14 protein-coding genes are annotated in these 13267 nt (G+C 72.0%); 8 read left to right on the top strand and 6 right to left on the bottom strand.

Annotated elements, in window-relative coordinates; translation table 11 throughout:
* Window positions 1–13 precede the first annotated feature (13 nt).
* Both ACIP4Y_RS28390 and ACIP4Y_RS28385 read left to right on the top strand, forming a co-directional pair.
* Entirely contained in the window at window positions 14–388 is a 375-nt protein-coding gene (locus ACIP4Y_RS28390; RefSeq protein WP_067129289.1) for a F0F1 ATP synthase subunit epsilon, read from the top strand.
* A gap of 121 nt (window positions 389–509) precedes the next feature.
* Window positions 510–956, top strand: a complete 447-nt coding sequence (locus tag ACIP4Y_RS28385) for a DUF2550 domain-containing protein (protein ID WP_358640113.1) — start codon at window positions 510–512, stop codon at window positions 954–956.
* 50 nt (window positions 957–1006) lie between these two features.
* Here the strand turns inward: ACIP4Y_RS28385 and ACIP4Y_RS28380 are convergent, their stop codons facing one another.
* From ACIP4Y_RS28380 to ACIP4Y_RS28370, 3 genes are all read right to left on the bottom strand, one after another.
* On the bottom strand, window positions 1007–2827 hold the full coding sequence (locus ACIP4Y_RS28380) for a glycosyl hydrolase family 18 protein (RefSeq protein ID WP_401398579.1): 1821 nt from the start codon (window positions 2825–2827) through the stop codon (window positions 1007–1009).
* 126 nt (window positions 2828–2953) lie between these two features.
* Entirely contained in the window at window positions 2954–3595 is a 642-nt protein-coding gene (locus ACIP4Y_RS28375; protein ID WP_401398577.1) for a response regulator, read from the bottom strand.
* A 4-nt stretch (window positions 3596–3599) separates the two neighbouring features.
* Window positions 3600–4787, bottom strand: a complete 1188-nt coding sequence (locus ACIP4Y_RS28370) for a sensor histidine kinase (RefSeq protein WP_401398575.1) — start codon at window positions 4785–4787, stop codon at window positions 3600–3602.
* Between the two features lie 151 nt (window positions 4788–4938).
* Here ACIP4Y_RS28370 and ACIP4Y_RS28365 point away from each other — a divergent pair, with 151 nt between their 5' ends.
* Together ACIP4Y_RS28365 and ACIP4Y_RS28360 are read left to right on the top strand one after the other, a co-directional pair.
* A complete protein-coding gene (locus tag ACIP4Y_RS28365; RefSeq protein ID WP_401398573.1) occupies window positions 4939–5541 on the top strand; it encodes a hypothetical protein in 603 nt (200 codons plus the stop codon).
* On the top strand, window positions 5538–6041 hold the full coding sequence (locus ACIP4Y_RS28360; protein ID WP_401398571.1) for a DinB family protein: 504 nt from the start codon (window positions 5538–5540) through the stop codon (window positions 6039–6041). The genes ACIP4Y_RS28365 and ACIP4Y_RS28360 overlap by 4 nt, the downstream gene beginning before the upstream one ends.
* 10 nt (window positions 6042–6051) lie before the next feature.
* Here the strand turns inward: ACIP4Y_RS28360 and ACIP4Y_RS28355 are convergent, their stop codons facing one another.
* The 3 genes from ACIP4Y_RS28355 to ACIP4Y_RS28345 are packed head-to-tail and all read right to left on the bottom strand — an operon-like array spanning window position 6052 to window position 8180.
* The gene (locus ACIP4Y_RS28355; protein ID WP_401398569.1) at window positions 6052–6624 is read right to left on the bottom strand and encodes a cob(I)yrinic acid a,c-diamide adenosyltransferase; all 573 of its coding nucleotides are present in this window, start codon (window positions 6622–6624) and stop codon (window positions 6052–6054) included.
* Between the two features lie 13 nt (window positions 6625–6637).
* Window positions 6638–7387 carry an ABC transporter permease gene (locus tag ACIP4Y_RS28350; RefSeq protein ID WP_401398567.1) on the bottom strand — a complete coding sequence of 250 codons (750 nt, stop codon included), beginning with the start codon at window positions 7385–7387 and terminating at the stop codon, window positions 6638–6640.
* A gap of 7 nt (window positions 7388–7394) precedes the next feature.
* Window positions 7395–8180 carry an ABC transporter ATP-binding protein gene (locus ACIP4Y_RS28345; RefSeq protein WP_401398565.1) on the bottom strand — a complete coding sequence of 262 codons (786 nt, stop codon included), beginning with the start codon at window positions 8178–8180 and terminating at the stop codon, window positions 7395–7397.
* 79 nt (window positions 8181–8259) lie between these two features.
* Here ACIP4Y_RS28345 and ACIP4Y_RS28340 point away from each other — a divergent pair, with 79 nt between their 5' ends.
* From ACIP4Y_RS28340 to ACIP4Y_RS28325, 4 genes are all read left to right on the top strand, one after another.
* Window positions 8260–8901, top strand: coding sequence for a TetR/AcrR family transcriptional regulator (locus tag ACIP4Y_RS28340; RefSeq protein ID WP_401398563.1), 642 nt, complete (start codon window positions 8260–8262; stop codon window positions 8899–8901).
* A gap of 124 nt (window positions 8902–9025) precedes the next feature.
* Window positions 9026–9874, top strand: a complete 849-nt coding sequence (locus ACIP4Y_RS28335) for a 3-hydroxyacyl-CoA dehydrogenase family protein (protein WP_401398562.1) — start codon at window positions 9026–9028, stop codon at window positions 9872–9874.
* A gap of 157 nt (window positions 9875–10031) precedes the next feature.
* On the top strand, window positions 10032–10355 hold the full coding sequence (locus tag ACIP4Y_RS28330) for an STAS domain-containing protein (protein ID WP_030656141.1): 324 nt from the start codon (window positions 10032–10034) through the stop codon (window positions 10353–10355).
* 331 nt (window positions 10356–10686) lie between these two features.
* Window positions 10687–13251 carry an ATP-binding protein gene (locus ACIP4Y_RS28325; RefSeq protein WP_401398560.1) on the top strand — a complete coding sequence of 855 codons (2565 nt, stop codon included), beginning with the start codon at window positions 10687–10689 and terminating at the stop codon, window positions 13249–13251.
* Window positions 13252–13267: the final 16 nt, after the last annotated feature.

The following is a 13267-nucleotide window of genomic DNA, read 5'->3' as shown; positions in this document are numbered from 1 at the left end:
CGAGGAGCCACCCTTGGCTGCTGAGCTGCACGTCGAGCTGGTCGCCGCCGACCGCCAGGTCTGGTCCGGCGAGGCCACCCTGGTCGTGGCGCGCACCACGTCCGGCGACATCGGCGTCATGCCCGGTCACCAGCCGCTGCTCGGTGTGCTGGAGTCGGGCCCGGTGACCATCCGTACGAGTGATGGTGGAACGGTCGTCGCCGCGGTGCACGGCGGTTTCATCTCGTTCGCGGACGACAAGCTCTCGCTGCTGGCCGAGATCGCCGAGCTGTCGGACGAGATCGACGTCCAGCGCACGGAGCGGGAGCTGGAGCGCGCGAAGGCGGAGGGCGACGCCGCCGCCGAACGCCGCGCGGACGTCCGACTGCGTGCTGCGGCGGCGCGCTAGCCGCGCGCTGTACGTTGACATGACTCAGCCGCGGCTGGGACCTTACGGTCCCAGCCGCGGCTGAAGTAGATGCGGGTGTTTTTTCCGTTCCATTACCTAGGAGACGAGGAGGTCGGTGCCGATGGTCCTCGCTCTGACTGTGTGCGGGATCGTGGTCGCGCTCGTGGTGGTGGGGCTGTTCCTGTTCGGGCTGCGCCGCAGGCTCATCCAACGCTCCGGCGGCACCTTCGACTGCTCGCTGCGCTGGGACGTACCCGAGAAACCGGACACGGGCGGCAAGGGCTGGTCCTACGGCGTCGCCCGCTACAACGGCGACCGCATCGAGTGGTACCGGGTCTTCTCCTACGCCCTGCGTCCCCGCCGCGTCCTGGAACGGGCGCAGATCGAGGTGGCCGGCCGCCGGCTGCCCGAGGGCGAGGAGGAACTGGCGCTGCTGTCGGACATGGTGGTGCTGGCCTGTACGCACCGGGGCACGCGCCTCGAACTCGCCATGAGCGAAGACGCGCTGACCGGATTCCTCGCGTGGCTGGAAGCGGCTCCGCCCGGACAGCGAGTGAATGTGGCGTAGCCACATTCACTCGCTGGGTGAGGGAGCGGCAACGTCCCCCAGGCGATCTTTTACAGGTTGCTGCTGATCGCGTTCACCAGTTCACCGTTGCTGGTGTCGCCGCTGAACTCCCAGAAGAACGCCCCGCCGAGGCCCTGGGCCTTGGCCCAGCTCATCTTCCCGGCGATGGTGGCGGGAGTGTCGTAGGACCACCAGTTGCTGCCGCAGTGCGCGTACGCCGTGCCGGCGACGGTTCCGGTGGCCGGACAGGACGACTTCAGGACCTTGTAGTCCTCGATGCCCTGCTCGTAGGTGCCGGACGCCGGGCCGGTGGCCGTGCCGCCCGGGGCGTCCTGGGTGACGCCGGTCCAGCCGCGGCCGTAGAAGCCGATGCCGATGAGCAGCTTCTTCGCGGGCACGCCGATCGCCTTGAACGCGGCCATCGCGTCGGCGGTGGTGAAGCCCGCCTTGGGGATGCCGTCGTACGAGGTGAGCGGGGAGTGCGGGGCGGTCGGGCCCTTGGCGTCCCAGGCGCCGAAGAAGTCGTACGTCATCACGTTGTACCAGTCGACGTAACCGGCCGCGCCGGCGTAGTCGGCGGCCTCGATCTTGCCGCCGGCCGAGCCGTCGGCGGTGGTGGCCGCGGTGACCAGGTTGTTCGAGCCGAACTTGGCGCGCAGCGCGGACATCAGGTTCTTGAAGGCCGCGGCCCCGCTGGTGTCACAGGACAGACCGCAGGCGTTCGGGTACTCCCAGTCGATGTCGATGCCGTCGAAGACGTCGGCCCAGCGCGGGTCCTCGACCAGGTCGTAGCAGGACTGGGCGAAGGCGGCCGGGTTCTTCGCGGCCTCGCCGAAGCCGCCGGACCAGGTCCAGCCGCCGAACGACCACAGCACCTTGATGTTCGGGTACTTGGCCTTCAGCTGGCGCAGCTGGTTGAAGTTGCCGCGCAGCGGCTGGTCCCAGGTGTCGGCGGTGCCGCTGACCGACTGGTCGGCGGTGAAGGCCTTGTCGTAGTCGGCGTAGGAGTCGCCGATCGCGCACTTGCCGCCGGTGACGTTGCCGAAGGCGTAGTTGATGTGCGTGATCTTGGACGCGGAGCCGGACGTCACCAGGTTCTTGACGTTGTAGTTGCGGCCGTAGATGCCCCACTCGGTGAAGTAGCCGAGCTTGACCTTGTCGCCGGTGGGCGGGGGAGTGGTGCCGCCGCCGGTGGTGTGGACCTTGACCGCGCCGCTGACCGGACCGGTCTGGTCGGCGGTGTCGCGGGCCCGCACGGTGTAGGAGTAGTCGGTGCCGGCGGTCAGGCCGGTGTCGGTGTACGACGTGGTGGTGACCGTGGCGACCTTGGTGCCGTCGCGCAGCACGTCGTAGTTCTTGATGCCCTTGTCGTCGGTGGCCGCGCTCCAGCCGAGCTTCACCGAGGTGTCGGTGACCGAGGAGGCGGTGGGGGTGCCGGGCGCGGAGGGGGCCGCGTCGCCCGGGACGGTCGTACCGTCGCAGCTGTCGCCGTTCAGCCTGCAGTTGGACGGGGAGCCGGGGCCCGCGCCGTTGAAGCCGAAGGAGACGGAGGCGCCGGGGGCGATGGTGCCGTTGTAGGACTTGTTCTTCGCGGTCCAGTGGGTGCCGGAGCCGGTGACGTCCGCGTCCCACGCGGAGGTGACCGACGTGCCGGAGGGGAAGTCCCACTCGACGGTCCAGGAGCTGATGCTGCTGGTGCCGGTGTTCTTGATGGTCCACTGGCCACCGAAGCCGGTGCCCCAGTCGCTGGTCTTGGTGAAGCTCGCCGTGGCGTTCGCCGCGGCCTGGGCGGGGCTCGCGAGACCGACCAGGCCGGCCAGGGGGAGCAACAGGGTCGCGAACCCTGCCGCGGCTCTGTGTCTGAAGCGCATGCTGCGCCTCCCTCGTCGTCGGGGGTGTCAGGGGCATGACTGAGCCTTCATGCCCCACGGTGCTGCGAGGGTAGAAAGGTCTGGACCACAGGTCAATAGGTCTGGACCACTTCGGGGCAAGCCGGACTAGAGCCCCAACTCCCGTGCCAGGACGGCGGCTTGCACCCGGCTGCGCAGCTCCAGCTTGGCCAGCAACCGGCTGACGTGCGTCTTCACCGTGCCCTCCGCCATGTCCAGCCGGGCCCCGATCTGCGCGTTCGACAGCCCCTCACCGATACAGCCCAGCACCTCACGCTCCCGCCGGGTGAGGGCCTCCAGTACGGCCGGATCGCCCCCCGCCCCCCGTACCGGCGCAGCGGCGAACTCGGCGATCAGCCGCCGGGTCACGGCCGGCGCCACGATCCGCTCCCCGCGCGCCACCGTCCGCACCGCCTCCAGCAGCTCCCGCGCCTCGGCGTTCTTCAGCAGGAACCCGGCCGCGCCCGCCCGCAGCGCCCCGAACACATACGCGTCCAGGTCGAAGGTGGTCAGCACGAGTACGTCCGCGAGCTGCTCGGCGACGATCCGCCGGGTCGCGGACACCCCGTCCAGCAGCGGCATCTGCACATCCATCAGCACCACGTCGGGCCGCAGCTCGCGGGCCAGCTCCACCGCGCGCTGCCCGTCCGCCGCCTCCCCGGCCACCTCGATGTCGGGCGCGCTGCCCAGGATCAGCACCAGCCCGGCGCGGACGGCGGACTGGTCCTCGGCGACCAGGACCCGGATCATGCTCTCAGTCTCCTTCGGTGAGCGGAAGTTCGGCGCGTACGGCCCACCGGCCCGCCTCGGGACCGGCCTCGAACCGCCCGCCCAGCAGCGCGGCCCGCTCCCGCATCCCGGCGAGCCCGGCGCCCGAGCCCGGGGCGCGCGGCCGGTCGCCGGGCCGGTACAGGCTGGTCACCCGCACCCGCAGGGAGCCGTCGACCTGCCGCAGACTGACCCGGACGGGCCCGTCGGCCCCGTGCTTGAGCGCGTTGGTCAGCGACTCCTGCACGATCCGGTACGCGGCCAGCTCGACCGGCGCGGGCACGCGGCCGTGGTCGGCGTCCAGGGTGACGTCCAGGCCGTTGACGCGGGCGCTCTCGACCAGGGCGGCGAGCCCCTCCAGGGTGGGCGTGGCAGAAGGCTCCCGGTCATCGCCGCTGCTGCGCAGGATCCCGATCAGCCGGCGCATCTCGTCCAGTCCCTCGACGCTGTTCTCCCGGATGACGGTCAGCGCGTCCCGGGACGTCTTCGGATCGTCCAGGGAGAGCGCGGCGGTGGAATGGATGGCGATCGCGGACAGGTGGTTGGCGACCATATCGTGCAACTCCCGTGCCACCCGGGCTCGTTCGGCCGTCACCGCCTGTCTCCGGTCCATTTCGGCCAGCAGTGCGGTCTGTTCGGCCCGCAGCCGGGCGGCCTCGGCGGCGTCACGGTGGTCGCGCACCAGCGCACCGGTGGCGGCGGGGGCCAGCACCACCACTCCGACCCCGACCCCGATCAGCAGACCGCGCGGATCCCGCCACAGGGCGGCCGGTACGACCACGCCGAGAACGGTCAGGAATCCGGCGATCCACGGAATGCGGCGGGCCGAGGCGGGGGTGCCGTACAGCACCGCCGCGTACACCAGGTCGGTGTACAGCATGACGGTGGCGATGCTGCCGACGGTCACCGTGTCCACCATCAGCGCGGCGGTCCCGATCAGCAGGCCGAGGCGGGGCCGGATGCGGCGCAGCGGCTCACACGCCGCGATGATCACGAGCGGCACCAGCGCGGCCCAGGGCGCGTGCCACAGCACCAGGTCGTCCGCCGCCATCCGCGCATGGATGCCGGGCAGCCACAGCAGCACCCCGCCGAGCAGTCCGCCCACGGCGATGTACCAGTCGTCGCGGTGCGGGCGGGGCAGCGTGCGGGCCGCGCCCCCTGTCATGCGGGCCATGCCCCTATCCAACACGCCGCCGGGGCGGCTTTCCTGCACCCCGGGAAGGGCGCCGTGCTGCGACTTTCGCTTACGCCGGGTTCCTCTGCGCCGACGACGACACGTCCGGCCCGGGCCGGGAGCCTGGAAGGGTGAACGAGGGGAGCGAAGCGTGATCGTCGGACTGATCATCGCCTGTGAGGTGGCGTTCTGGGTGCTGCTGGCGGCCGGGCTGGCCTTCCGGTACGCGTTCCGGATGCCGCGCACCGGCCTGGCCCTGCTGCTGAGCGAGCCGCTCCTGGAGATCGTGCTGTTCGCCGTCACCGCGGTCGACCTCAGAAACGGCGCCGAACCGGACTGGCGGCACGGCCTCGCCGCGGTCTACATCGGCTTCACGGTCGGCCTCGGCCACTCCACCATCAGGTGGGCGGACGCCCGGGTGGCCCACCGCTTCGCCGGCGGCCCGCCTCCCGTGAAACCCCCCAGGTACGGCACCGCCCGCGCCGTGCACGAGTGGAAGGTCGCCGGCCGCTGGATCCTGGCCTCGGTCGTCTCCCTCGCGCTGCTCCAGGGCGCGGTCTGGTACGTCGGCGACGCGGGGGACGCCGGCTCGCTGCGGGCGTGGCAGACGCGCATGCTGTGGGTGATCGGCATCAACGTGGTGATCGCGGCGAGCTACACGCTGTTCCCCAAGCGGGAGCCGGAGTCCGGCGGGAACTCAGTCGAAAAGTCTGTCGACAGCGAGGCGGACGCGGGGACATCATCGCGGCAATGACACGCACCGACACGCCTCCCGCCTGGGACGAGCGCACCCAGCTGACCACCTTCCTCGCCTACGTCCGCGCCACCGCGCGCGCCAAGTGCGAGCAACTCTCCGACGAGGACGCCGTGAAGGCGATCCTCCCCGGCTCGCCGCTGATGACCCTGAGCGGGCTGATCAACCACCTGCGCTGGGTCGAGTACTACTGGTTCCGGGTGGTCTTCCTCGGGGAGCCGGACGAGGGCCCCTGGACCGACGAGGATCCCGACCGCGAGATGCGGATCGCCGTCGGCATCCCGTTGTCCCGGCTGCTCGACGAGTACGCCGAGGAGGCCGCGCGGCACGACGAACTCGTCGCCGCGCAGGACCTGGACACCAAGGCAGAGGTGAAGCGGGAGGACGGCAGCGCGGTGGACCTGCGCTGGATCCTGCTCCACCTCATCGAGGAGACGGCCCGGCACAACGGCCACCTCGACATCCTGCGCGAGCAGATCGACGGCAGCACCGGCGACTAGACCAGCGGGGCTAGCGCTCGCCGCCCGGCACCCACAGCACGTCGCCGGCCTCCCGGTTGGCGCTGCGGGCCAGGATGAACAGCAGGTCGGAGAGGCGGTTGAGGTAGGTCGCGGTGAGCGGGTTCATCGTCTCGCCGTGCACCTCCAGGGCCGCCCAGGTGGACCGCTCGGCCCGGCGTACGACCGTGCACGCCTGGTGCAGCAGGGCGGCGCCCGGGGTGCCGCCCGGCAGGATGAAGGAGCGCAGCTTCTCCAGCCGCTCGTTGAAGCGGTCGCAGTCCGCCTCCAGCCGGTCGATGTAGAACTGCTCCACCCTGAGCGGCGGGAACCCGGGGTTCTCCACCACCGGCGTCGACAGGTCCGCACCCACGTCGAACAGGTCGTTCTGGACGCGGGTGAGGACCGCGGCGATCTCCTCGTCCAGGCCGCCCAGCGCGATGGCGGTGCCGATCACCGCGTTCGCCTCGTTGGCGTCCGCATAGGCGGAGATCCTCAGGTCCGTCTTGGGTACCCGGCTCATGTCGCCGAGACTGGTGGTGCCCTGGTCGCCGGTCCTGGTGTAGATGCGCGTCAGATTGACCATACGGCCAGCGTAGTTACGCCCCGGCCGTCCGGAACACCCGTGTGCCCACCGTCACGGACAGCGCGGCCGAGCCGACGGCGACCAGGACGCCGTAGAGCATGTGTGCGCTCGTGTAATGGCCGACGTACGCGTCCCGGACGGCGTCCACCAGGTAGCGGAACGGGACGAAGTGCGACAGCACGTCCAGCCAGGCCGGCGCCAGGGTCATCGGGAGCATCAGGCCGGACAGCAGCATCGACGGCATCGACACCATGTTGATCAGCGGGCCGAACTCCTGCGGGGTGCGGACCTTCATGCCGAGCGCGTACGACACCGAGGCCAGCGACACCGTGAGCAGGGCGACGAAGGCGAAGCCGATCAGGATGCCGGCCAGCGGCGCGCGCAGGCCCAGCACCAGCGCGGCCAGTACCAGCAGCACCGCCTGGAAGACGAACACCGTGGCGTCCCGCAGCACCCGGCCGAGCAGCAGGGCGAGCCGGCTGACCGGGGTCACCCGCATCCGCTCCACCACCCCCTGCCCCTTCTCGATGATGATCGTGAACCCGGCGAACAGGGCGCCGAACAGGCCGAGCTGGAGCAGCAGGCCGGGGACCAGCACCTGCCAGGAGCTGCCCTGTCCGCCCAGCGGCAGACCGGTGAGCAGCGGGCCGAAGAAGAGCAGGTAGAGCAGCGGCGTGAGCACCCCGAAGAGCAGGGCGAAGCGGGAGCGCAGGGACTGACGGAGATAGCGGCCGTAGACGAGGGCCGTGTCGTGGAGAAGCATTCCGGTCCTAAACGGCTACGGGGGTGGTGCCGGCCGGGGCAGGGCCGCGGCCGGTGACGGCGAGGAAGGTGTCCTGGAGGGTGGCGTCGAGCGAGCCGCCGTAGCGGAGCTTGAGCGCGCTCGGGGTGCCCTCGGCGGCGACCGTGCCCCGGTCGACGATCACCAGGCGGTCGGCGAGGGCATCGGCCTCGTCCAGGTAGTGGGTGGTCAGGAAGACGGTCGTACCGTGCGCGTCACACAACCGGCGGACCAGATCCCACAGGTCGGCGCGGCTGCCGGGATCGAGACCGGTCGTCGGCTCGTCCAGGAACAGCACCTTCGGGCGGTGCGTGAGCGCCATCGCGATGTCCAGGCGGCGCCGCTGGCCGCCGGAGAGCGCGCCGGTCTTCCGGTCGAGGAGAGCGGTGAGGTCCAGTTCCGCGGCCAGTTCCCCGGCGCGGTCGACCGCGTCCGCCTTCGGCAGGCGGTACAGCCGGGCCTGGGTGACCAGCTCCTCCCGCACGGTGATCTGCGGATCGACCCCGCCGGACTGGGCGACGTAGCCGCTGGCCCGGCGCACCCCGGCCGGATCGGTCACGAGGTCGTGGCCGGCGACGGTGGCCGCACCGCCGGTCGGCTCCAGCAGGGTGGTGAGCATCCGCAGGGTGGTCGTCTTGCCGGCGCCGTTGGGGCCGAGGAAGCCGAGGATCTCGCCCTCGCGGACGGTGAGGTCGATGCCGCGGACGGCGTCGACGGGGCCGGCTTTCGTCTGGAAGGTGCGGGCCAGGCCCGCCGTGCTGATGACTGCTGTCATGCTCCCAGAAAAACAGAGTCCCTTAAATTTTGCAATGACCCCAAGGTTTCAGCGTATCCAGCGAAGTTAGGATGCGGGCATGGCAGAGGGGCTCAGGGAGCGGAAGAAGCGGCAGACCCGGCAGTACATCTCGGATGTGGCCACGGGGCTGTTCCTGGAGCGCGGCTTCGAGGCGGTGACCGTCGCGGAGATCGCCGAGGCCGCCAACGTCTCCGTCAACACCGTCTACAACTACTTCCCCGCCAAGGAGGACCTCTTCCTCGACCGCTCCGCCGGCATGGTCGACCGGCTGGCCCGCTGGGTCCGGGGCCGGGACGCCGGGGAGTCCGCCGCGCGTGCCGTCCTGCGCGAACTGCGCGGGGAGGTCGAGGCGGTCTCGCCCCGGGTCGGCCTGATGGAGGGCTACGACCGCTTCATGCGGGTCATCCACGAGGCCCCGCCGCTGCGCTCCCGTCTGTGGAGCCTCCAGCAGGAGATCCACGGCACCCTGGAAGCGGCCCTGCGCGAGGAGACCGGCGCCGCCGCCGACGACCCGCTGCCCGACCTGATGGCCGGTCAGATCTGCTGGATCCACCAGTCCGTCTTCGTCACCATCGGCCGCGAGATGCTCGCCGGGCGCAAACCGGCCGAAGTATCACGAGAGGTACTCGTCCTCCTGGACGACATCGAGGACCTGTTGAGCGAAAAGGTGCTCAACTACGCCGTCCGAGCCGCGGCGTGACCCCTGGCGGTGTGATGTCCGTCAAATGAGACGTGACGCGCGTTACTTACCGGTCACACAGCGGCGCCGGAGCGCTAGGGTCCGCCGGAGAGGCAGACCTTCACCGCGTTCATAGGGAGTCGGAGTGGCACGGAAGCTCGCCGTCATCGGGGCCGGTCTCATGGGATCCGGTATCGCTCAGGTCTCCGCGCAGGCGGGCTGGGAGGTCGTCCTGCGGGACGTGACCGACGAGGCACTGAAGCGCGGCACCGACGGCATCAAGGCCTCGTACGACAAGTTCGTCGGCAAGGGCAAGCTTTCGGCGGAGGACGCCGAGGCGGCGCTCGCGCGCATCACCGCGACCACCGACCTGGACGCCGCAGCCGACGCCGACATCGTCGTGGAGGCCGTCTTCGAGAAGCTGGAGGTCAAGCACGAGATCTTCCGCACGCTCGACAAGCTCGTGCGCGAGGACGCCGTGCTCGCCTCCAACACCTCCGCCATCCCGATCACCAAGATCGCGGCCGCCACCGAGCACCCCGAGCGGGTCGTCGGCGTGCACTTCTTCTCGCCGGTGCCGATGATGCAGCTCGTCGAACTGGTCCGCGGCTACAAGACCAGCGACGAAACCCTCGCCACGGCCCGGGAGTTCGCCGAGTCCGTGGGCAAGACCTGCATCGTCGTCAACCGGGACGTAGCCGGCTTCGTCACCACCCGGCTGATCTCCGCCCTGGTGGTCGAGGCGACCAAGCTCTACGAGTCCGGCGTCGCCACCGCCGAGGACATCGACCTCGCCTGCAAGCTGGGCTTCGGCCACGCCATGGGCCCCCTCGCCACCGCCGACCTCACCGGCGTGGACATCCTGCTGCACGCCACGAGCAACATCTACACCGAGTCCCAGGACGAGAAGTTCGCCCCGCCGGAGCTGATGCGCCGGATGGTGGACGCCGGTGACATCGGCCGCAAGAGCGGGCAGGGCTTCTACAAGTACTAAGTCACCCTTCCCGGAACGAACACCCCGGGAGCGTCACTCCCGGGAGTGAATTCGGTATCGGTTCGCTTACAAACAGCAACCGCACCGCCACCCGCACAGTCAGACGTTGCACAGCACCGTCACCGAGTACGCCAACCGCACTCAACGGGGAGCGCATATGTACATCAGGGGCGACCACGCCGAGCTGGTCGTCGGGGGCCGCCTCGACGTCCGCAGCGCGGCGGACGCCCGTACGGCCCTGCACTCGGCCGTCGACACCGGAGTCGGCGACCTGGTGCTCGACCTGTCCGAACTGGACTCCTGGGACGCCACCGGACTCGGGGTGATCATGGGTGCCCACCGGCGGGCCGGCCGCTGCGGTCGCCGTCTGGTGCTGCGGGGCGTGCCCCCGCAGATGCAGCGCCTGCTGGTGGCCACCCGGCTGCACCGCATCCTCGCCATCGAAGGCGGCATCGGGGTGGAGTCGCTGCCCCGGGTGTGAAGCGCGTGCGACGGTGCGGTGCTCGTGGCGGTGCGGTGCTCGCGGGGCCGAGGCGCGTTCGGGGTGAACCGGGCGACCGGAAAGACCCCGGCGCACCCGCCCCAGTGCACGTCAGCGCACCGCGAGGGCAAATCCTCACAAGACCGTGACGTCCCGGACCGCATGGCACCCCGCCCTGTCGGAGATACTGAGCCAAGGTTTAGGGTGCGGTCGCCCGCCACCTCGCAACCCTCGACCGAGCGGGCCCGGACCAGAGGCGACAGCGCGGTGTGCGACAAGGCCGGGAGGGGCCGGAACACGGGCACACGACGCTTTTGGGGGGCATGAACCCATGGACCCGATCAACCCGGGACCCGAGGAGCACGGTCAGGCGCACAGCCGCCGCCCGCCCCGGGACTCCCTCACCGCCGACTTCGCCCCGGGCACGGCCGCGCCCGCCCGCATGGCCCAGCTCGTCTCCGGCGACCTCCAGCTGACCGTCAACCCGGTCGACGGCAGCGAGATAGAGCCCTGCCCGCCGGCCCGGCTCCCCGGCCGCCCCCGCAAGCGCACCGCCGCCGAGCGCGCCGAGACCGAACGCGCCGCCCGGCCGCCCGTGCCGCCCGGCCCCGCCCAGCCGGCGCTCTCCCTGCTGGAACGCCAGGACGAACGCGAACGCCTGGTCCGCCTCCTGGCCCGCGGCCGCTCCGTCCGCCTCACCGGACCGGCCGGCTCCGGCCGCACCGCCCTGCTCGACCTGGTCGCCGAGGACTGCCTGGACCTCGCCCCCGACGGCGTGGTCCGCCTGAACGGCTTCCACCGCACGGCCGGCGACCTCCTGCACGACCTGTTCCACGCCGTCTACGACGCCCCCGGTCACCGCCCCGACCCGGACGAACTCCTCGCCGGCGTCCGGGAGATCGGCGCGGTCGTCGTCCTGGACGACCTGGAGTTCGGCGGCACAGCCCTGGAGGAACTGCTCGACGCCACCCCCGAGTGCGCGTTCCTGTTCGGCGCCACCCCCGAAGTGCCCGCGCCCTCCGCCGAGTCCGACGTGGAGGAGGTCTTCCTCGCCGGCCTCGACCGTGCCGCCGGCGTGGAGATCCTGGAGCGGACCGTCGGCCGGGTGCTCACCGAGGAGGAGGCCAACTGGGCCGGCGACCTGTGGTTCGAGTCCGAGGGGCTGCCCCTGCGGTTCGTCCAGGCCGGTGCCCTGCTCCGGCAGCGCGACGAGCTGCGGGCCAGCACCGGCGCGGTGGACGAGTACGGCGTCTTCGAGGACGTACGCCCGCCGGCGGACGTGCCGGTGGACCTCGAGGACGCGGTTCCGCTGCCCTCCGTCGGCGAGGCCGCGGCCCCCGCGCCGCTGCTCGCCTCCCGGCTGAGCGCCTCCGCCCGGGCCGCCCTCCGCTTCGCGGTCGCCCTCGGCGGCGAGATACCCCACCAGGCGCACCTGCCCGCGCTGGTCGGCGACACCCACGCGGACGCCGCCCTCGGCGAGCTGGCGAGCTGCGGCCTGGTCTCGCCGGTCGGCGCCCGGTACCGGCTCGCGGCCGGCGTGCAGACCCAGTTGGAGGCCGCCGGATACGCCGACGACGCCGACGAGCACGCCCGCACCGCCGCCCGGCACTACGCCTGGTGGGCCGGCCATCCCTCGGTCACCCCGGAGCGGGTCTGCGCGGAGGCCGACGCGGTGCTGGCCGCGCTCGCCGCCGTCGTACCGCGGACGTCCCCGCCCGCCGAGGGCGAGCAGAGCAGTGCGGTACGGCTGGCCCGCACAGCCGCGCCCGCCTTCGCCGCCGGGCTCCACTGGAGCGCCTGGGAACGGGCCCTGCGGTCCGGTGCGGAGGCCTCCCGGCTGGCCGGCGAGGTCACTGAACAAGCCTATTTCCACCACGAGTTGGGCATCCTCGCGCTCTGCGCCGGACAGCTCGACCGGGCCCGCGCGGAGCTGGAGGCCTCCGGCGGGCTGCGCGGCGCCCTCGCCGACAAGCGCGGCACGGTCGCCGGCCGCCGCGCCCTGGCCCTGCTCGCCGACCGGTCCGGCGAGGTGCCCGGGCCGCCCGCGGTCCCGGCGGGGGAGGAGCCGGCTCGGTCGCGGCCCGAGGAGCCGACGCCGCCGCCGTACGGCCCGGCGGGCGACACCCTGGTCACCCGGCGGCTCCCGCAGCCGGCGGCGAAGGGCGGCATCCGGCGGCTGGCCCGGCGCAACGTCGTGGCCGCCGGTTCCGGCGCGCTGCTCGCCGCCGTGCTCGGCACGGTCGTCACGCTCGGCATGACGTCCCCCGACAACGCCGAGCGGAACCCGGCCGGCAAGGTCGACGCCAACCCCTCCGCGACCCAGGGCCTGACCGACGGCGGTGTGACCGACGACCCGACGGACACCGGTTCGGTCGGCAGCCGGCCCACGTCACCGGGCCCCGACGGCACGTACGGCACGGCCGACGATCCCGCCCCGCCGGTCCGCACACCCCGTCCGTCGGAGAGCGCCGAGCCGTCCCGCTCCGGCTCGTCGCCCTCCGGCTCGCCGTCCAAGTCGCCCCGGCCGGGCGGCTCGACGGGCTCCTCGGGCGGAAGCTCGACGGGGGGCACGACCGGTGGCAGCACGGGCGGGACCACGACGGGCGGCACGACGACCGGCGGCACGACCACGGGCGGCTCGACCAGCGGCGGCTCGACGGACGGCGGCACGGGCGGCACCACCGACGGCGGCGACGCCGGCGGCTCCACCGGGACGACGGGCGGCACCACCGGCGGCACGACGGACGGCACCACGGGTGGCACCACCGACGGCACCACGGGAGGCGACACCGGCACCACGACGACGGGCGGCGGCACGGACGGCTCCGCCGGGGGTACGTCGAGCAGCGCGTCGGCGTCCCAGACCGCCCCGGGCACGACCGGCACGGTGATGTGACGCCGGACCTTCGCGC

Origin of the sequence: Streptomyces sp. NPDC088810 (genome assembly GCF_044750305.1) — a bacterium.
Taxonomy (GTDB): domain Bacteria; phylum Actinomycetota; class Actinomycetes; order Streptomycetales; family Streptomycetaceae; genus Streptomyces.
This window is presented reverse-complemented; position numbering and strand designations above follow the sequence as displayed.

What these genes read in the sequence shown, in the direction of transcription:
- ACIP4Y_RS28385 (WP_358640113.1), top strand. Translation starts at nt 510, where the DNA reads ATGGTCCTCGCTCTGACTGTGTGCGGGATCGTGGTCGCGCTCGTGGTG.
- ACIP4Y_RS28380 (WP_401398579.1), bottom strand. Translation starts at nt 2,827, where the DNA reads ATGCGCTTCAGACACAGAGCCGCGGCAGGGTTCGCGACCCTGTTGCTC.
- ACIP4Y_RS28375 (WP_401398577.1), bottom strand. Translation starts at nt 3,595, where the DNA reads ATGATCCGGGTCCTGGTCGCCGAGGACCAGTCCGCCGTCCGCGCCGGG.
- ACIP4Y_RS28370 (WP_401398575.1), bottom strand. Translation starts at nt 4,787, where the DNA reads ATGGCCCGCATGACAGGGGGCGCGGCCCGCACGCTGCCCCGCCCGCAC.
- ACIP4Y_RS28360 (WP_401398571.1), top strand. Translation starts at nt 5,538, where the DNA reads ATGACACGCACCGACACGCCTCCCGCCTGGGACGAGCGCACCCAGCTG.
- ACIP4Y_RS28355 (WP_401398569.1), bottom strand. Translation starts at nt 6,624, where the DNA reads ATGGTCAATCTGACGCGCATCTACACCAGGACCGGCGACCAGGGCACC.
- ACIP4Y_RS28350 (WP_401398567.1), bottom strand. Translation starts at nt 7,387, where the DNA reads ATGCTTCTCCACGACACGGCCCTCGTCTACGGCCGCTATCTCCGTCAG.
- ACIP4Y_RS28345 (WP_401398565.1), bottom strand. Translation starts at nt 8,180, where the DNA reads ATGACAGCAGTCATCAGCACGGCGGGCCTGGCCCGCACCTTCCAGACG.
- ACIP4Y_RS28340 (WP_401398563.1), top strand. Translation starts at nt 8,260, where the DNA reads ATGGCAGAGGGGCTCAGGGAGCGGAAGAAGCGGCAGACCCGGCAGTAC.
- ACIP4Y_RS28330 (WP_030656141.1), top strand. Translation starts at nt 10,032, where the DNA reads ATGTACATCAGGGGCGACCACGCCGAGCTGGTCGTCGGGGGCCGCCTC.
- ACIP4Y_RS28325 (WP_401398560.1), top strand. Translation starts at nt 10,687, where the DNA reads ATGGACCCGATCAACCCGGGACCCGAGGAGCACGGTCAGGCGCACAGC.